The organism is Streptomyces flaveolus (assembly GCF_014648815.1).
Taxonomy (GTDB): domain Bacteria; phylum Actinomycetota; class Actinomycetes; order Streptomycetales; family Streptomycetaceae; genus Streptomyces; species Streptomyces flaveolus.
Genome location: NZ_BMRV01000012.1, coordinates 219,044 through 244,897, shown reverse-complemented (window position 1 = coordinate 244,897; position 25,854 = coordinate 219,044). Strand labels below are relative to the sequence as shown.

24 protein-coding genes are annotated in these 25,854 nt (G+C 73.7%); 18 read left to right on the top strand and 6 right to left on the bottom strand.

Annotation, left to right across the window (positions count from 1 at the left end):
* Positions 1 to 11: 11 nt before the first annotated feature.
* The 9 genes from IEZ05_RS26310 to IEZ05_RS26270 all read left to right on the top strand — a co-directional run bounded on the left by IEZ05_RS26310 (position 12) and on the right by IEZ05_RS26270 (position 10,668).
* Positions 12 to 221: a gas vesicle protein gene (locus IEZ05_RS26310; protein WP_055421623.1), complete on the top strand. Its 210-nt coding sequence runs from the start codon at positions 12 to 14 to the stop codon at positions 219 to 221.
* The gene (locus IEZ05_RS26305; RefSeq protein WP_189232733.1) at positions 218 to 511 is read left to right on the top strand and encodes a gas vesicle protein K; all 294 of its coding nucleotides are present in this window, start codon (positions 218 to 220) and stop codon (positions 509 to 511) included. The genes IEZ05_RS26310 and IEZ05_RS26305 overlap by 4 nt, the downstream gene beginning before the upstream one ends.
* A 91-nt stretch (positions 512 to 602) precedes the next feature.
* Positions 603 to 1,706 carry a substrate-binding domain-containing protein gene (locus tag IEZ05_RS26300; protein ID WP_189232732.1) on the top strand — a complete coding sequence of 368 codons (1,104 nt, stop codon included), beginning with the start codon at positions 603 to 605 and terminating at the stop codon, positions 1,704 to 1,706.
* A gap of 125 nt (positions 1,707 to 1,831) precedes the next feature.
* Complete coding sequence (locus tag IEZ05_RS26295; RefSeq protein ID WP_189232731.1) at positions 1,832 to 3,163, top strand: ABC transporter substrate-binding protein; 1,332 nt, start codon at positions 1,832 to 1,834, stop codon at positions 3,161 to 3,163.
* Positions 3,164 to 3,189: 26 nt separating this feature from the next.
* Positions 3,190 to 4,179: a carbohydrate ABC transporter permease gene (locus IEZ05_RS26290; RefSeq protein WP_189232730.1), complete on the top strand. Its 990-nt coding sequence runs from the start codon at positions 3,190 to 3,192 to the stop codon at positions 4,177 to 4,179.
* The gene (locus IEZ05_RS26285) at positions 4,176 to 5,039 is read left to right on the top strand and encodes a carbohydrate ABC transporter permease (protein ID WP_189232729.1); all 864 of its coding nucleotides are present in this window, start codon (positions 4,176 to 4,178) and stop codon (positions 5,037 to 5,039) included. The genes IEZ05_RS26290 and IEZ05_RS26285 overlap by 4 nt, the downstream gene beginning before the upstream one ends.
* Positions 5,040 to 5,095: 56 nt before the next feature.
* Positions 5,096 to 6,076, top strand: a complete 981-nt coding sequence (locus IEZ05_RS26280) for a hydroxyacid dehydrogenase (protein WP_189232788.1) — start codon at positions 5,096 to 5,098, stop codon at positions 6,074 to 6,076.
* A complete protein-coding gene (locus IEZ05_RS26275) occupies positions 6,073 to 7,962 on the top strand; it encodes a DUF2264 domain-containing protein (RefSeq protein WP_189232728.1) in 1,890 nt (629 codons plus the stop codon). Before IEZ05_RS26280 ends, IEZ05_RS26275 begins: the two co-directional genes overlap by 4 nt.
* 426 nt (positions 7,963 to 8,388) lie before the next feature.
* Entirely contained in the window at positions 8,389 to 10,668 is a 2,280-nt protein-coding gene (locus tag IEZ05_RS26270) for a catalase (protein WP_189232727.1), read from the top strand.
* Between the two features lie 54 nt (positions 10,669 to 10,722).
* On the opposite strand, the gene IEZ05_RS26265 is transcribed toward IEZ05_RS26270, so the two are convergent.
* Both IEZ05_RS26265 and IEZ05_RS26260 read right to left on the bottom strand, forming a co-directional pair.
* On the bottom strand, positions 10,723 to 11,604 hold the full coding sequence (locus IEZ05_RS26265; RefSeq protein WP_189232726.1) for a YegS/Rv2252/BmrU family lipid kinase: 882 nt from the start codon (positions 11,602 to 11,604) through the stop codon (positions 10,723 to 10,725).
* Positions 11,605 to 11,716: 112 nt separating this feature from the next.
* Positions 11,717 to 13,312 carry an FAD-binding oxidoreductase gene (locus IEZ05_RS26260; protein WP_189232725.1) on the bottom strand — a complete coding sequence of 532 codons (1,596 nt, stop codon included), beginning with the start codon at positions 13,310 to 13,312 and terminating at the stop codon, positions 11,717 to 11,719.
* A gap of 71 nt (positions 13,313 to 13,383) precedes the next feature.
* Here IEZ05_RS26260 and IEZ05_RS26255 point away from each other — a divergent pair, with 71 nt between their 5' ends.
* The gene (locus tag IEZ05_RS26255; RefSeq protein ID WP_189232724.1) at positions 13,384 to 14,001 is read left to right on the top strand and encodes a TetR/AcrR family transcriptional regulator; all 618 of its coding nucleotides are present in this window, start codon (positions 13,384 to 13,386) and stop codon (positions 13,999 to 14,001) included.
* Complete coding sequence (locus tag IEZ05_RS26250) at positions 13,998 to 15,581, top strand: glycerol-3-phosphate dehydrogenase/oxidase (RefSeq protein WP_189232723.1); 1,584 nt, start codon at positions 13,998 to 14,000, stop codon at positions 15,579 to 15,581. The genes IEZ05_RS26255 and IEZ05_RS26250 overlap by 4 nt, the downstream gene beginning before the upstream one ends.
* Positions 15,582 to 15,840: 259 nt before the next feature.
* Here the strand turns inward: IEZ05_RS26250 and IEZ05_RS26245 are convergent, their stop codons facing one another.
* On the bottom strand, positions 15,841 to 16,119 hold the full coding sequence (locus tag IEZ05_RS26245) for a hypothetical protein (protein ID WP_189232787.1): 279 nt from the start codon (positions 16,117 to 16,119) through the stop codon (positions 15,841 to 15,843).
* 162 nt (positions 16,120 to 16,281) lie between these two features.
* Here IEZ05_RS26245 and IEZ05_RS26240 point away from each other — a divergent pair, with 162 nt between their 5' ends.
* A complete protein-coding gene (locus IEZ05_RS26240) occupies positions 16,282 to 16,647 on the top strand; it encodes an STAS domain-containing protein (protein WP_189232722.1) in 366 nt (121 codons plus the stop codon).
* A 33-nt stretch (positions 16,648 to 16,680) separates the two neighbouring features.
* On the opposite strand, the gene IEZ05_RS26235 is transcribed toward IEZ05_RS26240, so the two are convergent.
* Positions 16,681 to 17,067 (bottom strand): ATP-binding protein, encoded by a 387-nt coding sequence (locus IEZ05_RS26235; protein ID WP_229869859.1) that lies wholly within the window; start codon positions 17,065 to 17,067, stop codon positions 16,681 to 16,683.
* A 403-nt stretch (positions 17,068 to 17,470) separates the two neighbouring features.
* On the opposite strand from IEZ05_RS26235, the gene IEZ05_RS26230 reads away from it, so the two are divergent.
* The 4 genes from IEZ05_RS26230 to IEZ05_RS26215 are packed head-to-tail and all read left to right on the top strand — an operon-like array spanning position 17,471 to position 22,190.
* Positions 17,471 to 17,899 carry a VOC family protein gene (locus IEZ05_RS26230; protein WP_189232720.1) on the top strand — a complete coding sequence of 143 codons (429 nt, stop codon included), beginning with the start codon at positions 17,471 to 17,473 and terminating at the stop codon, positions 17,897 to 17,899.
* A gap of 32 nt (positions 17,900 to 17,931) precedes the next feature.
* On the top strand, positions 17,932 to 18,546 hold the full coding sequence (locus IEZ05_RS26225; RefSeq protein ID WP_373298854.1) for a SpoIIE family protein phosphatase: 615 nt from the start codon (positions 17,932 to 17,934) through the stop codon (positions 18,544 to 18,546).
* Between the two features lie 10 nt (positions 18,547 to 18,556).
* Positions 18,557 to 21,307, top strand: coding sequence for a SpoIIE family protein phosphatase (locus IEZ05_RS26220; RefSeq protein WP_189232719.1), 2,751 nt, complete (start codon positions 18,557 to 18,559; stop codon positions 21,305 to 21,307).
* 43 nt (positions 21,308 to 21,350) lie between these two features.
* On the top strand, positions 21,351 to 22,190 hold the full coding sequence (locus IEZ05_RS26215; protein ID WP_189232718.1) for a chitosanase: 840 nt from the start codon (positions 21,351 to 21,353) through the stop codon (positions 22,188 to 22,190).
* A gap of 85 nt (positions 22,191 to 22,275) precedes the next feature.
* Here the strand turns inward: IEZ05_RS26215 and IEZ05_RS26210 are convergent, their stop codons facing one another.
* Complete coding sequence (locus IEZ05_RS26210; RefSeq protein ID WP_189232717.1) at positions 22,276 to 22,449, bottom strand: CsbD family protein; 174 nt, start codon at positions 22,447 to 22,449, stop codon at positions 22,276 to 22,278.
* 155 nt (positions 22,450 to 22,604) lie between these two features.
* Between IEZ05_RS26210 and IEZ05_RS26205 the strand changes: the two genes are divergently transcribed.
* A complete protein-coding gene (locus tag IEZ05_RS26205; protein ID WP_189232716.1) occupies positions 22,605 to 22,751 on the top strand; it encodes a hypothetical protein in 147 nt (48 codons plus the stop codon).
* A 33-nt stretch (positions 22,752 to 22,784) separates the two neighbouring features.
* Here IEZ05_RS26205 and IEZ05_RS26200 read toward each other — a convergent pair whose 3' ends face one another.
* A complete protein-coding gene (locus tag IEZ05_RS26200; RefSeq protein ID WP_189232715.1) occupies positions 22,785 to 24,251 on the bottom strand; it encodes an MFS transporter in 1,467 nt (488 codons plus the stop codon).
* Between the two features lie 219 nt (positions 24,252 to 24,470).
* On the opposite strand from IEZ05_RS26200, the gene IEZ05_RS26195 reads away from it, so the two are divergent.
* Complete coding sequence (locus tag IEZ05_RS26195; RefSeq protein WP_189232714.1) at positions 24,471 to 25,835, top strand: FAD-dependent oxidoreductase; 1,365 nt, start codon at positions 24,471 to 24,473, stop codon at positions 25,833 to 25,835.
* Positions 25,836 to 25,854 lie beyond the last annotated feature (19 nt).

The following is a 25,854-nucleotide window of genomic DNA, read 5'->3' as shown; positions in this document are numbered from 1 at the left end:
GCCCGGCGCCCGTGCCCTGGGGCGGGCCCGAGCCCTACGCGCCGGTCGGGGTGCCCCTGGTCGACCTCCTGGACCGCGTGCTGGCGACCGGCGTCGTCGTCAGCGGGGACCTGGTCCTGGCCATCGCCGACGTCCCCCTGGTGCGGATCTCCCTGCACGCCCTGCTGTCGTCGGTGAACGAACGTGTGCCCGCGCCGTGGCCGGACAGCGGGCCGCTGTGACCGCGCCCCGTGCACACGCCCTCGACCTGGACCCCGAGCGCGTCACGAACGACCTGGCCGCGCTGGTGCTCACCGTCGTCGAGCTGCTGCGACAGCTCATGGAACGCCAGGCCGTGCGCCGTTTCGACGAGGGCACGCTCAGCGCCGAGCAGGAGGACCGGCTGGGCACGGCGCTGATGCTGCTCGACCGGCGCATGGACGACCTGTGCGCGCAGCACGGCCTGAGCCGCGGCGACCTCAACCTCGACCTGGGCCCGCTGGGTCCGCTGCTCGCGGACCCCGAGCCGTAGTCCGGTACTCCGAGGCGCACACACCCGGCACGAGCGATCGTTATGATGACGCCGAATCGCTCAAACGAACATCTGCGGGTGGGGAGTCCTGATGCGGGAGCCGGTCGATGTCAGGCGGCAGCGGATCCTGGCGGCGGTCCAGGCGCGCGGTACCGCGCGGGTGCGCGACCTCGCCGACGAGTTGCAGGTCTCGGTGGTGACGGTCCGCCGGGACGTGGAGGAGCTGACGCGGGAGGGCAGGCTGCGGCGCGGACACGGTGTCGTCCGCTCCACGCTGCCCGCCGCCGAGGTGTTGACCCGCGACCTCGCCGACGGCGACCGGGTGGCCGTGGTGGTGCCGGAGCGGCACTCGTACCTGAACGAGACGCTGCACGGCGCCCGCACGGTGCTGGAGGAGGCGGGTGTGCGCCTCGCGCTGCACATCGCGCCCCAGGCGGCCGGCGCCGAACGCCCGCTGGTCGAGCGGGCCCTGGAGGACGGCGCCCGGGGGCTGCTGCTCGCGCCCCGGTGGAGCAGCCTGGCCGCCGAGGAGGCCGACTACGGGTGGCTGGCGGGGCTGGACGTGCCGACGGTGCTGATGGAACGCCGGCCGCGACGCGGCAGCGCACCGCACGTGCTGGACTCGGTGTGCTCGGACCACTGGTACGGGGCGCACCTGGCCGTGGAGCACCTGGTGGGACTCGGTCACCGGCGCATCGTGTTCGCGACCCGGGACGACAGTCCGACGGCGCGCACCCTGCGGGCCGCGTTCGCCGAGATCGCCGGGGCCCATCCGCTGGTGGAGCACTGGGCGTGGGCGCTGAGCGCACCGGAGTCGGGGCCCGAGGGTCCGTACTCCGCCCAGGAGACGGCCGAGCTGCCGGTGCTGCTGCGCTCGACGGGGGCGACGGCGGTCGTGCTGCACGGCGACGTGGACGCGTTGATGATCGTGCAACGGCTGGCGGACGAGGCGGTACGGGTGCCCGAGGACTGCTCGGTCGTGGCGTACGACGACGTGGTGGCCGGGCTCGCCACGCCGCCGCTGACGGCCGTGTCCCCGCCCCGCGCGGAGGTCGGCCGGGTGGCCGCCGAGCTGCTGCTCGCGCGGCTGCGGGAGGCCGGGGGGCGGCCCGCGCGGCGCGTCGAGCTGTTGCCGCGGCTGATGGTGCGGGGGTCGACCCGGCGGGTGGCCGACGGTGGACGGCCGACAGGATGAGCGTTTGAACGCTTTATTTTCCTCTGATCGATCTATTGACCGTTTGTGTCGGGCCGGTCCAGGATTCCCGTGTCCCCAACAGCCGTGCCCGCAGCCGCGGGCACGCAGGAGCCGTGGGAGCCGCCATGCCCGGACGACCCAGCCGTCGCTCCGTGCTCGCCGCGATGGCCGCCGTACCCCTGACAGGAGCCACAAGCGCCTGCCACGGAGGGAACGGCGCCTCGTCGGCCCGCACGGGCACCACCACCCGCATCACCTTCTGGTCCGCCCTGCGCGGCAGCCAGGAGGTGGTCGACGCCTTCAACCGCACGCACCGGAACATCCAGGTGGAGTTCCAGCAGATCCCCTCCGGCGGGCAGGGCGGATACGCCAAGCTCAGCAACGCCGCCCGGGCCGGCAACGCGCCCGACGTCGCCACCATCGAGTATCCGCAGGTGCCGGGATACGCCATCGACGGCGTCGCCCGCGACATCACCGACCTGGTCGGCGACGGCCTGCGCCGCAAGCTGCTGCCGCAGGCGCTCGGCCAGACCACCTTCGAGGGCCGGGTGTTCAGCGTGCCGCTGGACGTCGAGCCCATGGTGATGCACTACCGCGCCGATCTGTTCGACCACTACGGCCTCCGGCCGGCGCGCACCTGGGACGAGTTCGCCGAGCAGGCCGCCACCGTGCGCCGCACGGCACCCGGGCGGCGGCTGGTGCTGTTCCCCACCGACGGGATGACCCAGTTCGCGGCGTACGCCTGGCAGGCGGGTGCCCAGTGGTTCGACACCTCGCGCGGTGCCTGGAACGTCTCCCTCGCCGACGCGCCCTCCCGGCGGGTCGCGGACTACTGGCAGCGGCTCATCGACCGGGACGACGTCTTCATGAACGCCGTGGAGAGCAGGCAGTCCGACGCGCAGCTCGGCAACGGACTGGTCCTCACCCGGCTCAGCGGCGCCTGGGACGCGGGCGCCCAGATGAACGCGCGGCCCGGACAGAAGGGGCAGTGGCGGATCGCCCCGCTGCCGCAGTGGGACACCGCCGGCCCTTCCGTCGGCATGCACGGCGGCTCCACCTTCGCCGTCACCAAGGACAGCCGCCACCCCGAGGCCGCCATGGAGTTCATCGAGTGGCAGGTCTCCCACCCCGACGCCCTGCGCGCCCGTCTGTCCAGCGGCACCAGCAGCCAGTACCCGGCCGCCCCCGGTCTGGTGTCGGTGGGGCGCGAGGCCTTCGACCGGTCCTACTACGGCGGACAGGACATCTACGGCCTCTTCGAGCAGGAGGCCCCGAAGATCGGCGAGGGCTGGCTGTGGGGCCCGCGGATGAGCGCCACCCAGAAGGTCATGCAGGACTCCTTCGCCCGGGTCGGCGCCGGCCAGGGCTCCCTGGTCCAGTCCCTGCGCACGGCGCAGGAAGGCACCATGCCCGACCTCAAGGCCCTCGGCCTGTCCACCACCCAGCGCAGCACCTGAGCCGACGAAAGGCAGGTGACACCCCCATGACCACGACCACTCAGCCCCGGGTGCCGGCCGGCACCGCGCGCACCACCGGCCCGGAGTCCGCCGCCGCGGGCCTGCGCGCCCGCAGGGCGGCCGGACGCCGCCGACTGACCGCGTGCGGCGTCCTGATGACGCCCTTCTTCGCCCTGCTGGTCACCGTCTTCCTGATCCCCGTCGGCACGGCCGTCTACCTCAGCTTCTTCAGCGACGACCAGCCCGGCCTCGGCTTCGGCCCCGAACGCACCGTCTTCGTCGGCCTGCGCAGCTACGCGGCCGTCCTCACCGACCCCACCTTCCTCGGCGGGCTCGGCACGGTCGCGCTGTACTGCCTGATCTACATCCCCCTCATGGTCGCCGGCGCGCTCGCCCTCGCCCTGCTGCTCGACTCGGGCGTGGTGCGGCTGCGCGCCTTCGCCCAGCTGGGCCTGTTCCTGCCGCACGCCGTACCGGGCATCATCGCGGCCCTGATCTGGCTGTACCTGTACACGCCGGGCATCAGCCCGGTGATCGACCTGTTCGCCCGCGCCGACGTCACGATCGACTTCCTCGGCATCCACACGGTGATCCCGTCCATCGTCAACATCGCCCTGTGGAGCAACCTCGGCTACAACATGGTGGTCTTCTACGCCGCCCTGCAGGCCGTGCCCCGCGAGGTGATCGAGGCGTCGGTGGTCGACGGCGCCGGGCCGGTACGCACCGCGCTCCAGGTGAAGACTCCGCTGGTGCGCGCCTCGATCGTCATGGTCGCCATCTTCACCCTGATCTGGGCGCTCCAGCTCTTCACCGAGCCCATGCTGCTCAGCCAGTCCTCCCCCATGATCAACTCCCGGTTCTCGCCGAGCATGTACATCTACGACGCGGCGTTCACCCGCACCAACTACAGCCTGGCGGCGGCCGCCTCGGTCGTCCTGCTCGTCTGCACCATCGCCCTGTCCTACGGCGTCACCCGCTTCACCAGCCGCGCCGACTCCGCCGAGGAGGCCCGATGAGCGCCACCGACAGCTCCCTGCTCCGCCCGGGACTGCTGGGCCGTACGACGGTCAACGTGGTCGTCGCGGTCTCCGTCCTCTACACGCTGCTGCCCGTGCTGTGGCTGGTGCTCGCCGCCTCCAAGAGCCGGGACGCGCTGTTCAGCAGCGACCTGCTGTCCCTGAGCGACTTCTCCTTCGTGCGCAACTTCCAGGACCTGTTCGCCATGGACGGCGGGCTGTACGGCCGCTGGTACCTCAACAGCCTGCTGTACGCGGTCCTCGGCGCCGCGGTGGGCTCGCTGCTGAGCGTCGCCTGCGGCTACGCCTTCGACAAGTACCGCTTCCGGCACAAGGAGAAGCTGTTCGGCCTGGTGCTGGCGGCGGTCATGGTGCCGCAGACCGTCCTCGCGCTGCCGCTGTACCTGATGGCGTCCGCGGCCGGACTGGTCAACACCTTCTGGGCGGTGTTCATCCCGGTGCTGTTCAACCCGTTCGGCGTCTACCTCGGCCGCATGTTCAGCCGGGGCTACGTACCCGACGAGGTGCTGGAGGCGGCGCGGGTGGACGGGGCGGGCGAGCTGACCACGTATGTGCGCGTGGCGCTGCGGATGCTCGGCCCCGGGCTGATCACCGTCTTCCTCTTCCAGCTCACCGCGATCTGGAACAACTTCTTCCTGCCCATGGTGATGCTGTCCGACCAGGACCTGTATCCCGTCAGCCTCGGCCTGTACCAGTGGAACAGTTCGGCGTCCGTCTCGCCGGAGTACTACCCGGTGGTCATCATGGGGTCGCTGCTGGCCGTACTGCCGCTCATCCTCGCCTTCGTCCTGCTCCAGCGCTTCTGGCGGAGCGGGCTGACCGCCGGAGCCGTCAAGTGACCGTGCACGCCCCCGACACCCCCGGCCGCGGATCCCGCCCCCGGGCCGTCGTGGCCATGTCCCGGGACGCCGCCGAGGCCGTCCTCGATCCCGAGTCGCTCGGCGCCTTCCGCCGGGTCTGCGACCTCGCCCCGCTGCCCGCGCTGGACGACCTGTCGACCCCGCGCGCCAGGTCGCTCCTGGCCGGCGCCGACCTGCTGATCACCGGCTGGGGCTGTCCGCCGCTGGACGCGTCGGTGCTGCGGACGGCGCCGCGGCTGCGGGCCGTGGTGCACACGGCGGGCAGCGTCCGCGGCCATGTCACCGACGCGTGCTGGGAACGCGGGATCGAGGTCTCCTCGGCCGCCGCGGCCAACGCCGTACCGGTGGCCGAGTACACCCTCGGCATGATCCTGCTGACCGGCAAGCGGGTGCTGGAACGAGCCCGCGACTTCCGGCTGTCCCGCACCCGCGGCAACTGGCTGCGCACCCCGCGCGGCGTCGGCAACTACCGCCGCACGGTCGGCATCCTGTCGGCGTCGCTGATCGGCCGCCGGGTCATCGAGCTGCTGCGCCCGCACGACGTCGAGGTCCTGCTGCACGACCCGTACGTCAGCGACGCGGACGCCGCCGCGCTCGGCGTCGAACGCGTCGGGCTGCCGGAACTGTTCGCGCGCTGCGACACCGTCAGCGTGCACACGCCGCTGCTGCCCGAGACGCGTGGCCTGGTCGGCCGTGCGCTCATCGACGCGATGCCGGCCGGGGGCGTGCTGATCAACACCTCGCGCGGCGCGGTCCTCGACCAGGAGGCGCTCACCGACGCCGTCCTCGCGGGCCGGATCCGGGCCGTGCTGGACGTCACCGACCCCGAGGTGCTGCCGCCGGAGCATCCGCTGTGGGACTGCGACAACGCGCTGATCACCCCGCACCTCGCCGGTTCCGAGGGCAACGAGTGGCGCCGCCTGGCCGACCTCGCCCTCGCCGAGACCGCCCGCTGGGCGTCCGGTGCCGGCTTCCTCCATCCCGTACGACGCGAAAGGCTGGCGTTCCTGGCATGAGCATCCCGTTCGAACTGCCCACCGAGGACCGTGCGCTGAGCCCCTTCACGGGGTACACCCGTGCCCACTGGGAGGCCGTCGCGGACGGTCTGCTGTGGGCGGCGTGGCGCTGGAGCACGCCGGGCTGTGCCCTGCTCGACCTGCCGGGACGCCCCTCGCGCTCGGGCGTGCGCTCCGACGGGCTGGAGGGGTTCGCACGGACGTTCCTCGCGGCGGCCTTCCGGGTCGCGGGCGCCGGCGGCGACGATCCGCACGGCTGGCTGGACCGTTACGCACGCGGCCTGGCCTCGGGCACCCGCACGCCCGGCCGCGACGACACCGAGTCCTGGCCGCTGATCCTCGACCACGAGGTGCAGGGCCAGCCGATGGTCGAGTCGGCGTCGGTCGCGCTCGGCCTGAGGCTGACCGCGCCGTGGCTGTGGAAGAACCTCGACGCCGGGGTGCAGGACCGGGTGGAGGAGTGGCTGCGCGGGGCGCTGCGTCACGTTCCCGCGCCGAACAACTGGTACCTCTTCCCGTATACGGTCGCCGGGTTCCTGGAGTCGGTCGGCCGTGGCGACGCCGAGACGGCCGCGGCCCGGCGGCGGGCGCTGGAGCTGATGGAGGGCTGGTACCGGGGCGAGGGCTGGTACGCCGACGGCGACGGACGCGCCTTCGACCACTACAACGGCTGGGCGCTGCACCTGTACCCGGTGCTCGACGCCCACCTGGGCGGCGACAGCGGCCTCGCCGCGCACTACGGCGACCGGTTGCGCGCGCACCTCGACGGGTTCGCGTCGATGTTCGGCGCGGACGGGGCGCCGCTGCACTTCGGCCGGTCGCTGTCGTACCGCTTCGCCGCCTCCTCGGCGGTGGGCCTCGGCACGCTGACCGGGCACACGCCGCTGACGCCGGGCGCCTCGCGGCGGCTGGCCAGCGGCAGTCTGCGGTACTTCCTGGAGCGCGGGGCGCTCACCGACGACGGGCTGCTCAGCCTGGGCTGGCACGGGCCGCACGAGGCGACGCTCCAGACGTACTCCGGTCCGGCGTCCCCCTATTGGGCGTCCAAGGCGTTCGTGTCGCTGCTCGCGCCCGCCGGTCACCCGCTGTGGACGGCCGTCGAGGAGCCCGCGCCGGTCGAGGAGGCCGACCGGGTGCTGGCCCTGCCCGCGCCCGGGCTGCTGGTGCAGTCGACCCGCGGCGACGGGATCGTACGGCTGCACAACCACGGCAGCGACCATGTCCGGCCGCACGAGGGCGAGTCGGCCGCCGAGGACGACCCGCACTACGGCCGGCAGGCGTACTCGACCCGCACCGGCCCGACGGCCCTCGGCAACGTCGCGGACAACCACCTGTCGGTGGAGGTGAACGGCCGGCGCAGTGTGCGCCGCCGGATCCATCCCCTCGGCGCGGGGCACGGCGACGGCTGGGGTTGGGCGGCGTCCTGGCACCGGCCCGTCTTCGCGGGCGGGCCGCCGATGGTGCCGGGGCTGCGGGTGGAGAGCGTGACCGTGGCGCGGGGGCCGTACGAGCTGCGGGTGCACCGGGTGACCGGCGCCCCGGCCGGGGCCCGCCTCACCCACACCGGGTGGGCCACCGGACCCGACGAGCCGCTGGTCTCGGCGCTGCACGGGCTGCACGGCTGGAGTCCCGAGCCGGAGACCGTCCGCGCCCCGCAGGGCACCGCGTACGCCCCGTGGGCGGAGCTGCCCCGGCTGTCCGGCGACGCGGGCGGCACCTCGCTGCACGTCTGTCTGGCCGCCCTCACCGGTGAACCGGGCCCCGGGCCACTGGCGGACGCCGTCACGGAGGTCATGGCCGACGGCACCGGTGCCGAGGTGGTCTGGGCGGACGGCGGTGAGCGCACGCGGGTCTCGTTCGAGCCGGTGCGGGTCGCCCACGGGTGAACCGGACGACATCGAGGCCCCCGACCGGCATCGCGCCGGCCGGGGGCCTCCCTCGTGCGCCCGTCTCCGGTGGCGCGCCGACCTGGGGCCGGTGACGCTGGTACGGCCACCGGCGAGAAGGAGTCCCCATGCACAAGGCGTCGCGCGTCGTGCCCGGACCCGCCGGCCGGGTCCGTGCCGTGCGCCGCCCCGGTGGAGTCCGCCGGAGTTCGCGCCGCGCACCGTCCGGGCGGGGTGACGGCGACCGAGCGTATCGAAGGCGGTGGAGCGGTCGTCGTCCGTGCGCACGCGGATCCCGCGTTCCGCCGCGATCTCGCATGCCTTGAGTCCCGGTGGCTGGGTACGCGGTCACGGCCCACCACGGCAGTCGGTACTCGAAGACGACCGGCCGCGTGAAGCGGCCCGCCCAGAACGGAGAAAAGGCTGATGAGCGAGGCCAACCCCCTCAAGCGGGTAGCCCACAAGGTCACCGAGAGCCTGCAGGGAGGCAGCGGCGGGCCGGCGGACGGGGTGCCCGGCAAGCCCGGCCCCGAGTCGCCGCCGGTCGCCGAACCCACCACGCCCCGCGAGCCGCTGCCCCCGAAGCCGGACCAGAGCGGTCCGGACACGGTGTCGCCGACCGGGCAGCCCACCGGTGCCGACCAGGCCCGGGTCGCCCAGTCCGGGAGCTATCTGACGAACGCGCAGGGCACGCGGCTGTACGACACGGACCACTCGCTGAAGGCCGGGCCACGCGGACCGGTACTGCTGCAGGACCATCACCTGCGCGAGAAGGTCATGCACTTCGATCACGAGCGCATCCCGGAGCGCGTGGTCCACGCCCGGGGCGCGGGCGCGCACGGGGTGTTCCAGAGCTACGGCACGGCGGCCTCGGTGACCAAGGCGGGCTTCCTCGCCGCGGACGTGGAGACGCCGGTGTTCACCCGCTTCTCCACGGTGGTCGGCTCCCGCGGATCGGCGGACACCGTGCGGGACACCCGGGGTTTCGCGACGAAGTTCTACACCAGTGAGGGCGTCTTCGACCTGGTCGGCAACAACATCCCGGTCTTCTTCATCCAGGACGGCATCAAGTTCCCGGACGTCGTGCACGCGGCGAAGCCGCACCCCGACCGGGAGATCCCGCAGGCGCAGAGCGCGCACGACACCTTCTGGGACTTCGTCTCGCTGCACACCGAGGCGACGCACCACACCATCTTCTTCATGGGCGACCGCGGCATCCCGCGGTCCTACCGGATGATGGAGGGCTTCGGCGTCCACACCTTCCGTCTGGTCAACGCCGAGGGCGCCACGACGCTGGTGAAGTTCCACTGGAAGCCCAAGCTGGGTGTGCACTCCCTGGTGTGGGACGAGGCGCAGATCATCAACGGCGTCGACCCGGACTTCCACCGCCGCGACCTCGCCGACGCCATCGAGGCGGGCGCGTACCCGCAGTGGGAGCTGGGCATCCAGACCTTCCCCGACACCCCGGAGCAGACCTTCGAGGGCATCGACCTGCTGGACCCGACGAACCTCGTGCCCGAGGAGCTCGCTCCGGTGCAGCCGGTCGGGCTGCTGACCCTCAACCGCAATCCGTCCAACTTCTTCGCCGAGACGGAGCAGGTCGCCTTCCACGTCGGACACCTGGTGCCGGGCATCGACATCACCGATGACCCGCTGCTGGCCGGACGGCTGTTCTCCTACCTGGACACGCAGATCACGCGGCTGGGCGGCCCCAACTTCCCGCAGCTGCCGATCAACCGGCCGCAGGCGCCGGTCAACGACATGCTGCGCGACGGCATGCACCAGACGGCGGTGCACCGGGGTGTTGCGCCGTACCGCCCCAACTCCCTCGACGGCGGCTGCCCGTTCACCGCCGGCGCGGACATGGGCGCGTACGTCGAGGCACCGGTCCGGATCCCGGAGGCGTCGAAGGTGCGGGAGGCTCCGGAGTCGTTCGCGGACCACTTCAGCCAGCCGCGCCGGTTCTGGCTGAGCATGAGCCCCGTGGAGCGCGAGCACATCATCGGCGCCTACACCTTCGAGCTCGGCAAGTGCTACGAGCAGTCCATCAGGGAGCGCACGCTCCAGGTCCTGGCCAACATCGACCCCGAGCTGTGCGCGGGGGTCGCCGAGGGCCTCGGCCTGCCCGCCCCGAAGCCGACCGTGCCCCTGGCCGACGTCGAGCCCAGCCCGGCGCTGTCCCAGGTCGGCGGGACCTGGCCGACCGAGGGACGCGTCATCGGCATCGTGACCAGCGGGGCCGACCTGGAGGGTGTGACGGCCGTGCGGGAGGCGGTGCTGAGTGCCGGGATGGTGCCGCTCGTCGTGGCGCCGACGGGCGGCGCCCTCGGCTCGGGCGACGCGGCGGTGACCGTCCAGCGCAGCTATGTCACCGCCCGGTCGGTGGAGTTCGACGCCGTCCTGGTGGCGGGGACGCCCGCGATGGGCGGCGACGCGTACACGCCGCGGGACTACAAGGCGGCGCCGGCGCCCACGGGGCCGGGGTCGATCGACCCGCGGGTGAGCCTGCTGCTGTCGGAGGCGTTCCGGCACGGCAAGGCGATCGGTGTCTGGGCCGGCGGCGAGACCGCGCTCGCCGCGTCGGGCGTGCCCGCCGACGCTGCGGGCGTGGTCGTCGCCGAGTCCGGCACCGCCGCGCTGGAGCAGGTCACGCGGCTGCTGGGCTCCCACCGGGTGTGGGAACGCTTCACCACTCCCCGGGGCTGATCCGCACGTCCACAGGGCCGGTCGCCGATGTCGGCGGCCGGCCCTCCGGCGTGATCAGCGCAGGACGCGCAGCGCTGCGGGAAGCACCCTGGCCGTGACGGGGACGACGGCCTCCACCTCGCCGTCGGCGCCGTAGGGCACGGCCCGGTCGGCCTCGATGCGGACCTCCTTGCCGCGCAGGACGTGCACCTGGGGGCGGTGGACGTGGGCGCCGGAGGCGAGTTCGTTCATCAGGGCGAAGAACAGCCGTCGCGGCGCGTGGTGGATCATCACGATCTCCAGCAGGCCGTCGTCCACCTCGGCGGCGGGGGCGATGAGGCGGTTGGAGCCGTAGTAGCCGGAGTTGGCGGCCACCACGGTGTAGCCGGTGAAGGCGTGCTCCTGTCCGTCGACGGTGACCCGGTAGCGCGTCGGGCGCCAGGTGGTGATCGCGCGCAGGGCGCCCGCGTAGTAGGAGGCGGTGCCGCGCAGCAGGCGCGCGTGGTTGGCGTGGCGGTTGGCGAGCGCGTCGACGCCCGCGTAGACGCTGCCGAGCACGACGGAGCGGTCGTGGACGGCGGAGGTGACCTCGATGGTGTCGACGGGGCGCGGCTCTGCGTGCAGCAGCAGCTCGGCGAGGGCTTCGGGCTCGGTGGGCAGGCGCAGCGCGCGGGCGAAGTCGTTGCCGCGGCCCGCCGGGACGAGGCCCAGCACGGCGCCGGTGCCGCTGAGGGCGCCGCCGATCCCGCCGGCCATCCCGTCCCCGCCGACGGCGAGCACCACCCGGCCCCGCTCCCCGGCCTGCCGGGCGACGTCCCGGGCGTGCGCGAGGCTGCGGCTGTACTCGGTCTCCAGTTCGGCGCCCGCCTCCCGCAGCAGCCGGGCCACCCCGAGCAGCGCGGCGGCCGAGGTGGCGCCGCCCGCGGTGGGGTTGACGACGGCGGTGAACTGTCGCATCGATGTGCCTCCGGGCTGACGGGTGGTGCCGGACTGTTGTCTCACGGGGCGGCCGGGGGCCGGCCGGCGGGGCCGGGTGTCCGGGCCGGGGGAACGTGGCCCTCGGCGGGTCCTAGTCGCCCGGCAGGAGCACGCCCGGGTTGAGCAGCCCCGCCGGGTCCAGGCGCCGCTTGACGGCGCGCAGGGCCTCGATGCCGAGGGGGCCCGCCTCCCGGAGGTACCAGTCGCGGTGGTCGGTGCCGACCGCGTGGTGGTGGGTGATGGTGCCGCCGGCGTCGAGGATCGCCTCGTTGGCGGCGTGCTTGGCCCGCGTCCAGTGCGCCACCGCGTCGTCGCCCTGGGCGCAGACGACGGTGAAGTACAGCGAGGCGCCGTTCTCGTAGACGTGCGAGATGTGGCACATGACCAGCGGCGGGGTGCCGGCCTCGGTGAGCGTCGTCGTGAGCGCGTCGCGGACGGCGGTGTACAGCCCGGGGATCCGGGACCAGTAGGCCGCGGTCTCCAGGGTCTCGGCGAGCGCCCCGGCGTCCAGCAGGGAGTCGCGCAGATAGGGCGCGGAGTACCGGCCGTGCGCCCACCGCTCCCCCGGTTCCCCGCCGGCGAACGTGCCGCCGCACTCGGCGAGTACGGCCGCTGCCGTCTCGCGGCGGTGGACGGTGTCCTGTTCGGTGCCCTCGAAGCCGACGATCGCGAGGCATCCGGCGTCCTGTTCGGCGAGGGAGGCGCCGATGGCGTCGGGCTGGGCCAGGCCGATCAGGGTCTCGGTCTCGTCGGACAGCCGCAGCACCGTCGGGCGCGGGCCGTCCTGGGCGAGCCGGCGCAGCGCGGCGGCGCCCTCGTCGAAGGAGGCGAAGCGCCAGCCCTCGTAGCGGCGGACGTCCGGCACCGGCCGGATCCGCACGGTCACGGAGGTGATGACGCCGAACGCGCCTTCCGAGCCCAGCACGAGCTGGCGCAGGTCGGGGCCGGCCGCGGAGCGGGGGGCGCGGCCCGTGTCGAGGGTGCCCTCGGGGGTGGCGAGGGTCAGACCCAGCACCATCTCGTCGAAGCGTCCGTACCCGGCGGAGGCCTGTCCGCTGGAACGGGTCGCGGCGAAGCCGCCGATGGTGGCCCACTCGTAGGACTGGGGGAAGTGGCCGAGGGTGTAGCCGTGTTCGGCGAGCAGGGCCTCGGCCTCGGGGGCGCGCAGACCGGGTTGCAGCGTGGCGGTGCGGGAGACCGGGTCGAGGTCGAGCAGGCGGTTCATGTGCCGCAGGTCGAGGGCGACGAAGGGGCCCGGCCGGCCGGGGGCGAGGCCGCCGACGACGGAGGTGCCGCCGCCGAACGGGACGAGCGCCAGGCCGTGGCCGGCGCAGGCCCGCATGACCGCCAGCACCTCCTCGTGGCTGCCGGGCAGGACGACGGCGGCCGGGGTGTCGCGGACGTCGCCCCCGCGCATGCGCAGCAGGTCGGGAGTGGACTTGCCGCGGGTGTGCCGGACGCGGGTCTCGGCGTCCGTGCGCACCCGGTCGGTGCGGTCGCCGACGGCGGCGAGCAGCGCCCGGCGGGCCGGGTCGTCCAGGGCGGCGGGAACGTCGATCTCCTCCAGGCGGACGGGGGCGGCGCCGTTCTCCTTGACGCCGAGCAGATCGCGCAGCAGCCCGGTCACGGTGTCGGGCAGCGGCGTCGCGCGGGCCGGGTCGCCCCAGCCGTTCCACAGCATGTCCATTGCCTGTCGTCCTCACCGGTCGATGCGGGGGATGCCGCCCGTGCGGCCTCACTGGCGTTACACTGTTACACATGGCGCCTAATCGTCACAACCACTCGAGCCGGCCGAACTCCTCGGACAACGACGCGGTCCTCGACGCCGTACGCGACTGCGTCCTGGCCGTCGGCGTCCGCCGTACGACCATGACCGACGTGGCCCGCCGCGCCGGCGTCTCCCGGATGACGCTCTACCGGCGCTGGCCCGACGTGCGGTCCCTGGTCGGCGACCTGATGACCCGGGAGTGGATCGCCGTCGCCACGGGGGCCATCCCCGCGCCCCGGCCCGGGCTGGACACCCGCCCGCGCATCGTCGAGGGGCTGGTGACGGGGGTGGAGGCGTTCCGCGCCCACCCCCTCTTCCGCAAGATCGTCGACGTCGACCCCGAGCTGCTGCTGCCCTACGTGCTGGACCGGCGCGGGGCGAGCCAGGAGGCCCTGCTGGAGCTGCTGGCCGCCGCGCTGCGGGAGGGGCACGCCGACGGGTCGGTGCGGACGGCGCCCCCCGAGCGGCAGGCGCGGTCCGTGCTGCTGGTCGTGCAGTCCTTCGCCCTGTCCCTGCGGACGATGACCGACGAGGACGACCCCGACCTGACCTCCGCCGCCTTCCTCGCGGAGCTGCGGACCATCCTCGAGAGGACCCTCACGCCATGAGCCCCACCAGCAGTCCCGCCGCCGGCGCCGCCCTGTCCGGCGCGCGGCGCTCGCGGGAACTGACCGACACCGTGGGCGGCCCGGTCGTCGACGTCCTGGTCGTCGGCCTCGGCGCGACCGGCGCCGGCGCCGCCCTGGACGCCGCCGCCCGGGGCCTGAGCGTCGTCGCCGTGGACGCCCACGACCTGGCCTTCGGCACCTCCCGGTGGAGCTCCAAGCTCATCCACGGCGGCCTGCGCTACCTCGCCTCCGCCCAGCTCGACGTCGCCCACGAGAGCGCGGTGGAGCGCGGCGTGCTGATGGAGCGCACCGCCCCGCACCTGGTGCGCGCCCAGCCGTTCGTGCTGCCGCTGACACCGCTGGTCTCCCGCGCCCGGGCCACGCTGGCCTGGGCCGGGTTCCGGGCCGGCGACACGCTCCGGCTGACCGCGCGTACGGCCCGGGCGACGCTGCCCGCACCCCGCCGGCTGTCCGCCGTCGAGACCCGCCACCTGGCCCCGGCGCTGCGCTCCGCCGGGCTGCGCGGCGGCCTGCTGTCCTGGGACGGCCGGCTCACCGACGACGCCCGGCTGGTGACCGCCCTGGCCCGCACCGCCGCCGCGCACGGCGCCCGGATCCTGACCCGGGTACGGGCGCTGGAGCTCACCTCGTCCGGCGCCCGGATCCGGGACGAAGTCACCGGCGAGGAGGGCGAGATCCGCGCCCGGGCGGTGATCAACGCCTCCGGGGTGTGGGCCGGCGGCCTCGTGGACGGCATCCGGATCCGGCCCTCCCGCGGCACCCACCTGGTGCTGCGCTCGGACCACCTCGGCCCGCTGCCCGCGGGACTGCACGTCCCGATCCCCGGGGAGACCAACCGCTTCGTCCTCGTCCTGCCCCAGGGGGACGGCCGGGTCTACGTGGGGCTGACCGACGAGCCCGTGGACGGCCCGGTCCCGGACGTTCCGGAGGTGCCGGAGACCGACATCGGCTTCCTGCTCGACGTGCTCGGCTCCGTCCTGGACGTGCCCGTCCACCGCGAGGACGTGGTCGGCGCCTTCGCGGGCCTGCGTCCGCTGCTGGACACCACGTCGCAGGACCGGCCCGGCGCCGGGGCGCGGACCGCGGACATCTCCCGCCGGCACGCCGTGCTCACCTCGGCGGAGGGTGTGACCACCGTGGTCGGCGGCAAGCTCACCACGTACCGGCGCATGGCCGAGGACGCCGTGGACGCCGCCGTCGCCGCCCGGGGCCTCGCCGCCGGGCCCTCCACCACCGCCGCCCTGCCGCTGGTCGGCGCCGCCGCGCCGCACGTCCTCGCCGCGCTGCGGGCACCGCGCCGCCTGGTACGGCGCTACGGCACGGAGGCACCGGCCGTGCAGGCCCTGGCCGACCTGGACCCCCGGCTCGGGGAGCGTCTGCTGCCCGGCCACCCCGTGACCGGGGCGGAGCTGGTGTGGGCCCTGCGTCACGAGGGAGCCCTCGACGAGGCCGACCTGCTCGACCGGCGCACCCGTATCGGGCTGGTGCCCGCGGACCGGGCCGCGGCGCTGGGCGCGGTGCGCGACCTCATCGGCGAGGCCGCGGCCCGGCAGGGCTGAGCCGTGCCCCATGGGCGCCTGGCCTCACCACGGCCCGATCCGCGAGCCCGAGGGGAGACCGAAGCGACGGACCCGGGTCCTGGCCGAGGCTCGGGGCAAGGGTCCAGAACAAGGGCCCGGGTTCAGCCCCAGGCCCAGAACCGGGCCCCAGCCGCAGGACGGGCCCTGACCCACAGGCGTGGGCCCCGGCCGCAGAGCACAGGCGGGCACGAAACGACGTGTCCGCCCGGCCCGCGGCCGGGGCGGGCGATGAGCCGCGTCAGGTCCCCGTGCGCCCTTCCTGGACGGCCTTGCGGACCTTCGCCTCGAGCTTGTGCCGGGACTGGCCCTCCTCCTTGCCGTACTCCGTCATCGCGGTCTGCGCGTCCCGGTCCAGGTCGCGCCATGCCCGTACGGCGGTCTCGTACGTCTGCGACTGCCGTCGGGTCCACTCTTGCTGCGTAGGAGGCCCGTACGAGTCGCGCAGCTCCTCGACCCGGTGGTGTGCCTGGTCCGCCGCGCGGCGCTTGTGCACGAGCTCTTCGAATGTGTGAGCCACCACACCTCGACCGTAGTCAGAGGACGGCCATCGCGCGCGTCGAGCCGCCGCGGCCCGCCCAGGGCCCCTTTCCGGTCCGCACAAGTGGCACACACGACCCCCGAAGAGCCTTAACATCATCCCACCAACGACGGCCGGGCATATGCGAGAAGTGAGGGAAGCGTGGCGGACATCGAGGGAGCGGCAGTACCCGAGCGGCTGCTGATCACCCGTACCACCACGGGCGGGGACGTCAGCGTCGTCACCCTCGCCGGAGAAGTCGATCTCGACGGCAGCAGTCAGCTGCGCGACGTCCTGCTGTCCTGCGTGGAGACGGCACCGGTCACGGTGGTCGACTTCTCGGAGGTGGCCTTCCTGGACTCCAGCGGCATCAACGTGCTGATCTCCGCGCACCAGGCCGCCGGCTCCCGCGGCGTCTCCTTCCGGCTGGCCGCGCCGCAGCAGGCCGTCCTGCGGGTCCTGCAGCTCGTCGGGGTGGACACGCTCATCCCCTGCTATCCCACGGTCGACCGGGCCCTGGCCGGCTGAGAGCGGCGTGCCCGGGCCGCCGCTGCGGGCGGGTCACCGCAGCGGCAGACGCGCGGAGACGGTCTTGCCGGTCGCGTGCGGCTTGGTGATGACCTCGTCGCACAGGCGCGTCACGATCTCCAGGCCGTGCCGGCCGACGCGCAGCGGATCGCTCGGCAGGAAGGTGGGGAAGCCCTCCCCCGTGTCGGACACCGCTATCTCCACGGCGTCCTCCACCAGCGTCAGCACCAGCCGGCAGGGGCCGGGCGCGTGCCGGAGCGCGTTCGTCACCAGTTCGCTGGCGACCAGGCGGGCGGCGTCCAGAAAGGTGTCGGCCGTTTTCACACCGGCCTCGGCAAGTCGCGCGACGAAGCCCTGGACGACGTCCCGCGAGGCCGGGATCATCGCCGATCCGCCCCTGAACTCCACCGCGGTGGACACGGCAGGGGCATCCGCGGCATCGGGTCTGTGCGCCGGAGTCATACAGAGCCTCACCGTCCGGTCCGGGGCCGAGGAGTGGAAGCGAAGGCCCGCGCTGATTCACGATACGCACCGAACCGGCTCTGCCCCTGGCTTTGCCCCAACTTCCGCCGGACACACCCCGTTCCGGTCAGGTGACGACCACCGCGGGGCGAGGGAAACGGCGTTGCCCCGGTCCACGGCGGTCGGTAACGTCGGCCGGGTGACTGCCGGGTCGGCCATGGGCCATACACGAGTGAGGGTCCCGGCCACGGCATGACCTCGCGGCGGGCCCGAGGCCCGCCCCCGTCTCCGCGACCTCGTTCCGGACGCCCGTACCGCGGGCGCCGCGCCACCGAACCCGAGACCCGGAGACCTCCGAGACATGCCTGACGATCAGCAGTACCCGTACGCCCCCGCGCCGTCGGTCACGACCGTGCAGCTGAACCACACCGCCGTCCTCGCCCGGGACCGGCGGCTGTCCGCCGAGTTCCTCGCCGCGATCCTCGGGCTGGAGGTCGGCGCTCCGTTCGGCCCGTTCCTGCCCGTCGACCTCGGCAGCGGCGTGACCCTCGACTACTACGAGAAGCGGGACGAGCCGATCCAGTCGCAGCACTACGCGTTCCTCGTGCCCGAGGAGCGGTTCGACGGCATGATCGCCCGCCTGGACGCGGTCGGCGTCACCTACTACGCCGACCCCCGGCACACCGAACCCGGCCGGATCAACCGGCTGTTCGGCGGCCGGGGCGCCTACTTCGACGATCCGGACGGCCACAACCTGGAGATCATGACCAGGCCCTACGTCCGGCCCTGACGGCCCCGGGGGCGATTCAGGAGGCGGTGCGGGTGCCGACGGCAGGTGCGGTGGTGATGCCGTTCTTCGCCACGGTGAATCCGAAGCTGGTCGACGCCCCGGCCGCGAGGGAGCCGTTCCGATCCCCGTCGCCGACGGCTACCGGCTCGGCGTGCGGGTCGTCCTGCCCGACGCGGACGTACGGCGTCCTGACCGCCCTGCGTCCGCAGTTCCCGTTTCGCGGACTGCTGCTGCATCCGGCTCCGGTCCCGGCCACGGGACGGGGCTGTGCCGCCCGTGGCCGGCATCCGCCGCCGATCGTGCGCCACCCGGACGGGCGCACCCGGGTCCCGGACCTTTCGGGCCGGGTGGTGCTGGGCGGGGCCCCGCAGGCCCTCCACCCACTGACCGACTTCCGGCTGGGTCCCGGTGCCGTCCTCGCGCTCCGCACCCACGGACGGGTGGAACGGCCCGGCGGCCGCGCGCTCGCGAGCCGGGCCGACCGGCTCACCGCGGCGGCCCGGCACGTCACCGACCGCCCCGACGACAGCGCCCCGCTGCTCGCCACCCGCCGGCCCGGCCCGGGAGCCCCGGGTGAGGCGGGCCCCGGGTCCGGGACGCCGCCGTCCCTGTGGGTGCCCCTCGCCTCGGGCGGCCCGGCAGTGTAGACATGGGCACATGGTCCGACTGATGGGTCGATCGGGAGAGCGGTCGCCCCGTCGTCCCATCGGTTCGCTCGCTCGCCAGCGCGACGCGGACCGGTCACGACGGGCAGCGGCCGCGGGGCGGCGGGGTCGAGTCGCGGCTCTGCGGTCGGCGCTGTCCGGACGCAGTGTCGCCGGACAGGTCTTCGTGCTGAACGTGGTCATCGTGCTGCTGCTCGTGGTGGTGGCGGCGGTCTCGCTCGTGCTCCAGGTGCAGCACGACAGCACGGTGGAGGCCCGCAACCGGTCGGTCGCCGTGGCCTCGACGTTCGCGAACTCCCCCGGCATCGTCGAAGCGCTGCGCAGCCCCGACCCCACGGCGGTGCTCCAGCCGCGGGCCGAGGCGGCGCGCGAGGCGACGGGCGTGGACTTCATCGTCGTCCTGAACACCGACGGGATCCGCTACACCCATCCGATCCCCGACCGCATCGGCAAGAAGTTCGTGGGGAACATCGCCCCCGCGCTGGCCGGGCAGACCGTCACCGAGGAGATCGACGGCACCATAGGCCGGCTGGTCCAGGCCGTGGTGCCGGTCGAGGCACCGGACGGGAAGGTCGTCGGCCTGGTCTCGGCCGGCATCACGACGGAGAACGTGGGCGGCGCCGCCGACCGTCAGCTGCCGCTGGTACTGATCGCCGCGGGCGTCGGACTCGCCCTGGCGACCGCGGGCACCGCGCTGGTCAGCCGGCGGCTGCTGCGGCAGACGCACGGCCTGGGCCCGCACGAGATGACCCGGATGTACGAACACCACGACGCGGTCCTGCACTCCGTCCGGGAGGGCGTGCTCATCGTCGGCGGGGAGGGCAGGCTGCTGCTCGCCAACGACGAGGCGCACCGCCTGCTCGACCTGCCCGCCGACGCCGAGGGCCGGCACGTACTGGACCTCGGCCTGCCCGACGACACGGCCCGGCTGCTGGACTCCGGGCGGCTCGCCACGGACGAGGTGCACCTGGTCAAGGACCGGCTGCTCGCGATCAACCTGCGGCCCACGGACGAGCGGGGCGGCCCGCCCGGCAGCGTCGCCACCCTGCGCGACTCCACGGAGCTGCGGGCCCTGTCCGGCCGTGCCGAGACCGCCCGGGAGCGGCTGGACATGCTGTACGACGCCGGGGTGGGCATCGGCACCAGCCTGGACGTGACCCGGACCGCCGAGGAGCTGGCGGAGCTGGCCGCGCCCCGGTTCGCGGACTACGTCACCGTGGACCTGTTCGACGCGGTGCTGAGCGGCGGCCAGCCGGAGGCGGTGACCCCGCTGCGCCGCACCGCGCTCAGCGGCGTCGACGGGGACGCGCCGCTCTACCCGGTGGGCCGGCAGATCCGCTTCGTGGCGTCCTCCCCGCAGGGCCAGACCCTGGCCACCGGCCGCCCGGTCCTGGAGCCGGACCTCGGCCGGGCCCCGGGCTGGCAGGCGCAGGACCTCGAACGTTCCGCGCAGATCGTGGACTACGGCATCCACTCGCTGATCACCGTGCCGCTGCGCGCGGGCGCCCTGGTGCTCGGGGTGGTCGGCTTCTGGCGTTCGCGGCGGCCCGAGCCGTTCGACGAGGACGAGCTGGCGCTCGCCGAGGAGCTGGTCGCGCGTGCCGCGGTCTCCATCGACAACGCGCGCCGCTACACACGCGAGCACGGCATGGCGGTGACGCTCCAGCGCAGTCTGCTGCCCCGGAGGATGCCCGAGCAGAACGCCCTGGAGGTCGCCCACCGCTATCTGCCCGCGCAGGCGGGGGTGGGCGGCGACTGGTTCGACGTGCTGCCGCTCTCCGGGGCCAGAGTCGCGCTCGTGGTGGGCGACGTCGTCGGCCACGGGCTGCACGCCGCGGCCACCATGGGCCGGCTGCGGACCGCGGTGCACAACTTCTCCGCGCTGGATCTGCCGCCCGACGAGCTGCTCACCCTGCTGGACGAGCTGGTCGCCCGGATCGACCAGGACGAGGCCGCCGAGGACGGCAGCGCCCCGGTCACCGGCGCGACCTGCCTCTACGCGATCTACGACCCGGTCGCCGGCACCTGTGTGGTCGCCCGGGCCGGTCATCCGCCGCCCGCCCTGATCCGCCCGGACGGCAGCGTGGAGTTCCCCGAGGTGCCCGCCGGTCCCCCGCTGGGCCTGGGCGGTCTGCCGTTCGAGACGACCGAGCTGCACCTTCCCGAGGGCAGTCGGCTCGTGCTGTACACCGACGGGCTCGTCGAGGACCGGGAGCACGACATCGACGTCGGTCTCGAACAGCTGCGCAGGGCGCTGGAGGTCTCGGGCGAGTCGCCGGAGGACACCTGCCGGACCGTCCTCGACGCCCGGCTCCCGGACCGGCCGGGCGACGACATCGCCCTGCTCGTCGCCCGGACCCGCGTGCTGGGCCCGGACCGGGTCGCCGAGTGGCGGGTGCCGTCCGACCCGGCCGCCGTGGGCGAGGTGCGGGCGCAGGTCACCCGGCGGCTGGCGGAGTGGGGGCTGGACGAGCTGGCGTTCACGACGGAGCTGATCCTCAGCGAGCTGGTCACCAACGCGATCCGGTACGGCGGTGAGACCGTCCATGTGCGGGTGCTGCGGGACCGCAGCCTGATATGCGAGGTCTTCGACAGCAGCAGCACCTCACCGCACCTGCGCTACGCGGCCATGACCGACGAGGGCGGGCGCGGACTGTTCCTCGTGGCACAGCTCGCCGAGCGGTGGGGCACCCGCTACACGCCGGACGGCAAGGTCATCTGGGCGGAGCAGCCGGTGCCCTGAGGGGACCGGGCGTCGTCCGTCGGTCCGAACACCAGGAGAATCCGTGAACCACCCGTCCCCCCATCCGGCGCGCCCCCGGGGTGTCCTGCGCCGCGCCCTGCTCGCCCTGACCTCCGCGTCGCCGGCGGCGGCGCTCCCTCTCCTGCGCCCGTCACGTGCGGCGCCCGGGCGCCGGGCGGGGCTCGGCGACCCGGCGAAGAAGGAGATCGCCATGCGCCTGGTGTCGAGCGCCGAGAACTCCTCGCTCGACTGGAAGGCCCAGTACGCCTACATCGAGGACATCGGGGACGGCCGCGGTTACACCGCGGGCATCATCGGCTTCTGCTCGGGCACCGGCGACATGCTCGACCTGGTGGAGCTCTACACCGACCGCAGACCGGGCAACGTGCTCGCGCGCCACCTGCCGGCGCTGCGCGAGGTGAACGGCTCCGACTCGCACGGAGGTCTCGACCCGGACTTTCCCGGGGACTGGCACCGGGCCGCCCGTGACCCGGAGTTCTGCCGGGCACAGGACGACGAACGTGACCGCGTGTACTTCGGCCCGGCCGTCCGGCAGGCCACCGAGGACGGTCTGAGGACCCTCGGCCAGTTCGCCTACTACGACGCGATCGTGATGCACGGCGGCGGCGACGACCGCGCCGGCTTCCCCGCGATCCGCGAGCGGGCCCTGCGCCACGCCCGGCCCCCGGCCCTCGGCGGCGACGAGGTGACCTACCTGCACGCGTTCCTCGACGCGCGGGTGTGGGCGATGAGGCAGGAGGCGGCGCACAGCGACACCAGCCGGGTCGACACGGCCCAGCGCGTCTTCCTGCGCGCGGGCAACCTCGACCTCGATCCGCCGCTGCACTGGCGGGTGTACGGCGACAGCTACCACATCGGCTGATCCCGCCGGACACCGCGACGGGCCGCGGAAGGGGCCGTACGCCCTCTTCCGCGGCCCGCGTGGTGCCGCTTCGCCGCCGCCGGCGTCAGTGCCGGAACACGTCCTTGCCCTTCTCCTTGGCCTGGCGTGCGTCACCCTTCGACTGCTCGGCGCGGCCCTCGGCCGTCATCCTCTCGTTGCCGACGGCACGCCCCGCCGCCTCCTTCGCCTTCCCCTTGGCCTGTTCCATCTTGGCCTTGGACTTCTGGTTGCCGGCCACGTGTGCTCACCTCACGGCGTCGTTTGCGATGTCGTGTCCTGCGGGTCGCCCGTTCCGGCGGCGTCAAACCCGGGATCGGCCCGCGGGCTGATCCCGGGCCCTGCGGGTACAAGCACGACGTACGTGAGGACAGACTCGTCGACCCGGAGGACGTCATGGCCGGAATGCTGAACCGGATCAAGGAGTTCGCGCGCAGCCCGCAGGGCCGCCGGACGGCGGAGCAGGTGCGCCGCGCCGCCGCGGACCCCCGCCGCCGTGCGCAGGCGCAGGAGATGCTGCGGAAGTTCGGCAAGCGCCGCTGAGCGGACCGGGGCGGTTCGGCGGAGGCCGGTCTCTCAGCCGTGCCCCGCGTGGGTGTGGCTGTGGGACGTCTCCGGCGGGCAGCCGGCCTTGCCGTGGCGGTCCCGGCGCCAGTCGACGACGGCGACGGTCAGGGCGCACAGCATGGCGGCGACACCGGAGCCCACCGACAGGGCCATGGCCTCGTGGTAGTCGTCGTGGGTGGCATTCAGCGTCAGGTAGAACAGTCCCGGCAGTGCGGCGGTGCCCACGGCGCCGCCGAGACGCTGGCCCGTCTGGAGGGCGCCGCCGGCGGCGCCCGCCATCCGCACGGGAACGTCCCGCAGCGTCATGGTGATGTTCGGGGAGATCACGCAGCCGCTGCCGAGCCCGCCCACCAGCAGTGCCGGGGCCGCGAACCAGGCGGCGCGGTCGGAGGGGGCGAGCCACAGCACCAGCGTGGTCGTCCCGAGTCCCGCCATGACGGCGACGAGTCCCCAGACGGTCAGCAGCCGTCCGAACCGCTCCACCAGCCGGCCGGCGACGGCCGCCGCGGTGGCGGAGCCCACGGCGAACGGGGTCACCGCCAGTCCGGACATCAGGGGCGAGAAGCCCAGGCCGTTCTGGAAGAAGAGCGCGAAGACGAGCCACACACCGCTGAACCCGACGAAGTACAGGGCGGCCAGACCCGCGCCGGTGGCGTAGCCGCGGGTCTCGGTGAGCAGGGCCGGGTCCAGCAGCGGTTCCCCGCCGCGACGGGCGACCCGGCGCTCCCATCCCGCGAATCCGAGCAGGACCAGCAGCCCCGCCGGAAACAGCCACCACGAGCGACGCACCCCGCCCGCCTCGGCGAGCACCAGCGGCAGCATCACGGCGAGGATCCCGGCCCCCAGGAGCACGACCCCCACCGGGTCCAGGCGTCCCCGGCCGCCGGGCGCGACCCGCGGCAGCAGGCGGAGGCCGAGCAGGAACGCGAGCACGCCCACGGGCACGTTGACGTAGAAGATCCACCGCCAGCCCTCGGGCCCGGCCAGGGCCAGGATCACCCCGCCGACGACCGGACCCACGGCGCTGGAGACACCCACGGTGGCACCGAAGAGGCCGAAGGCGCGTCCGCGTTCGGCGCCCCGGAAGAGCTGCTGGATCAGAGCCGAGTTCTGCGGCGCGAGGCTGCCCGCGGCGATTCCCTGGGCCAGCCGGGCGGTCACCAGCAGCTCGATGCCGGGTGCGGCCCCCGCCGCGGCGCTGCACACCACGAAGGCGGCGAGGGCGACGAGGAACACGCGGCGCCTGCCGAAGGCGTCACCGATCCGGCCGGCCGTGACCAGGGTCAGGGCGAACGCGAGGGCGTAACCGGACACGACCCACTGCACGGACGCCGCGGAGGCGTGCAGTTCCCGCTGCATGGACGGCAGGGCGACGGCGACGATCGTCACGTCCAGCAGGGTCATGAAGCCGGCGACCAGCGTCACCCACAGGGCCCGCCACCGGTTCGGTTCCGGGCGCTCGTCCGGACGCTGCACGGGTGCTCCCCTCAGGAGGTGGACGTGGGACGCGTTCGCCGCGCCTCACGCCTGCGTCACCCGCGACCGGAGGCTCAAACCCGGACCACAAAGTCGAACCATGAGATCCCATAAGTCGTCCTTATGGCCTCATAGACCGGACCCGCGTACCGACTTAGGCTTGCCTTAGCTTAGGCTTCCCCGAGAGTCGATCTGTTGCCGCTCGAAGGGAACCTGAACATGCCCCGCCCCCTGCGGGTAGCCATCGTCGGATCCGGCCCGGCCGGGATCTACGCCGCCGACGCCCTGCTCAAGTCCGAGGTGGCCGCCGACCCCGGCGTGTCCATCGACATCTTCGAGCGCATGCCCGCCCCGTTCGGGCTCATCCGCTACGGCGTCGCCCCCGACCACCCGCGGATCAAGGGCATCATCACCGCCCTGCACCAGGTGCTCGACAAGCCGCAGATCCGTCTCTTCGGCAACGTGGACTACCCCACGGACATCAGCCTGGACGACCTGCGCACGTTCTACGACGGCGTGATCTTCGCCACGGGCGCCACGGCCGACCGGGCGCTGTCCATACCCGGCATCGACCTCGACGGCTCCTACGGCGCCGCCGACTTCGTGTCCTGGTACGACGGCCACCCGGACGTGCCGCGCACCTGGCCCCTCGAGGCGGAGAAGGTCGCCGTCCTCGGCGTCGGCAACGTCGCCCTCGACGTGGCCCGCGTCCTCGCCAAGACGGCCGACGAGCTGCTGCCGACCGAGATCCCGCCGAACGTCTACGAGGGCCTCAAGGCCAACAAGGCCCTGGAGATCCACGTCTTCGGCCGCCGTGGCCCGGCGCAGGCGAAGTTCAGCCCGATGGAGCTGCGGGAGCTGGACCACTCCCCCACCATCGAGGTCATCGTCGACCCCGAGGACATCGACTACGACGACGGCTCGATCGCGACCCGACGGGGCAACAAGCAGGCCGACATGGTCGCCAAGACCCTGGAGAACTGGGCGATCCGCGACGTCGGCGACCGTCCGCACAAGCTGTTCCTGCACTTCTTCGAGTCGCCCACCGAGATCCTCGGCGAGGACGGCAAGGTCGTCGGCCTGCGCACCGAGCGCACCGCGCTGGACGGCACCGGCAACGTCAAGGGCACCGGCGAGTTCAAGGACTGGGACGTCCAGGCGGTGTACCGGGCCGTCGGCTACCTGTCCGACCAGCTTCCCAAGCTGCCCTGGGACCTCGACTCCGGCACGGTCCCGGACGAGGGCGGACGCGTCGTCCAGGAGTCCGGCGAGCACCTGCAGTCGACGTACGTCACCGGCTGGATCCGGCGCGGCCCGGTCGGTCTGATCGGCCACACCAAGGGCGACGCCAACGAGACGGTGTCCAACCTGCTGGACGACTACGCCCACGGCCGCCTGCACACGCCCGCCTCTCCGAGCCCGGAGGCCGTGGACGCGTACCTGGCCGAGCGGAACGTCCGCTTCACCACGTGGGACGGCTGGTACCGCCTGGACGCCGCGGAGAAGGCGCTGGGCGAGCCGCAGGGACGCGAGCGCGTGAAGCTCGTCGAGCGCGAGGACATGCTCAGGGAGAGCGGCGCCTGAGCGTGGAGGCCCGGGCGCG

What these genes read in the sequence shown, in the direction of transcription:
- IEZ05_RS26265 (WP_189232726.1), bottom strand. Translation starts at nt 11,604, where the DNA reads ATGCGACAGTTCACCGCCGTCGTCAACCCCACCGCGGGCGGCGCCACC.
- IEZ05_RS26275 (WP_189232728.1), top strand. Translation starts at nt 6,073, where the DNA reads ATGAGCATCCCGTTCGAACTGCCCACCGAGGACCGTGCGCTGAGCCCC.
- IEZ05_RS26285 (WP_189232729.1), top strand. Translation starts at nt 4,176, where the DNA reads ATGAGCGCCACCGACAGCTCCCTGCTCCGCCCGGGACTGCTGGGCCGT.
- IEZ05_RS26300 (WP_189232732.1), top strand. Translation starts at nt 603, where the DNA reads ATGCGGGAGCCGGTCGATGTCAGGCGGCAGCGGATCCTGGCGGCGGTC.
- IEZ05_RS26205 (WP_189232716.1), top strand. Translation starts at nt 22,605, where the DNA reads ATGGCCGGAATGCTGAACCGGATCAAGGAGTTCGCGCGCAGCCCGCAG.
- IEZ05_RS26280 (WP_189232788.1), top strand. Translation starts at nt 5,096, where the DNA reads ATGTCCCGGGACGCCGCCGAGGCCGTCCTCGATCCCGAGTCGCTCGGC.
- IEZ05_RS26290 (WP_189232730.1), top strand. Translation starts at nt 3,190, where the DNA reads ATGACCACGACCACTCAGCCCCGGGTGCCGGCCGGCACCGCGCGCACC.
- IEZ05_RS26260 (WP_189232725.1), bottom strand. Translation starts at nt 13,312, where the DNA reads ATGGACATGCTGTGGAACGGCTGGGGCGACCCGGCCCGCGCGACGCCG.
- IEZ05_RS26295 (WP_189232731.1), top strand. Translation starts at nt 1,832, where the DNA reads ATGCCCGGACGACCCAGCCGTCGCTCCGTGCTCGCCGCGATGGCCGCC.
- IEZ05_RS26255 (WP_189232724.1), top strand. Translation starts at nt 13,384, where the DNA reads ATGGCGCCTAATCGTCACAACCACTCGAGCCGGCCGAACTCCTCGGAC.
- IEZ05_RS26270 (WP_189232727.1), top strand. Translation starts at nt 8,389, where the DNA reads ATGAGCGAGGCCAACCCCCTCAAGCGGGTAGCCCACAAGGTCACCGAG.
- IEZ05_RS26195 (WP_189232714.1), top strand. Translation starts at nt 24,471, where the DNA reads ATGCCCCGCCCCCTGCGGGTAGCCATCGTCGGATCCGGCCCGGCCGGG.
- IEZ05_RS26250 (WP_189232723.1), top strand. Translation starts at nt 13,998, where the DNA reads ATGAGCCCCACCAGCAGTCCCGCCGCCGGCGCCGCCCTGTCCGGCGCG.
- IEZ05_RS26220 (WP_189232719.1), top strand. Translation starts at nt 18,557, where the DNA reads ATGGTCCGACTGATGGGTCGATCGGGAGAGCGGTCGCCCCGTCGTCCC.
- IEZ05_RS26230 (WP_189232720.1), top strand. Translation starts at nt 17,471, where the DNA reads ATGCCTGACGATCAGCAGTACCCGTACGCCCCCGCGCCGTCGGTCACG.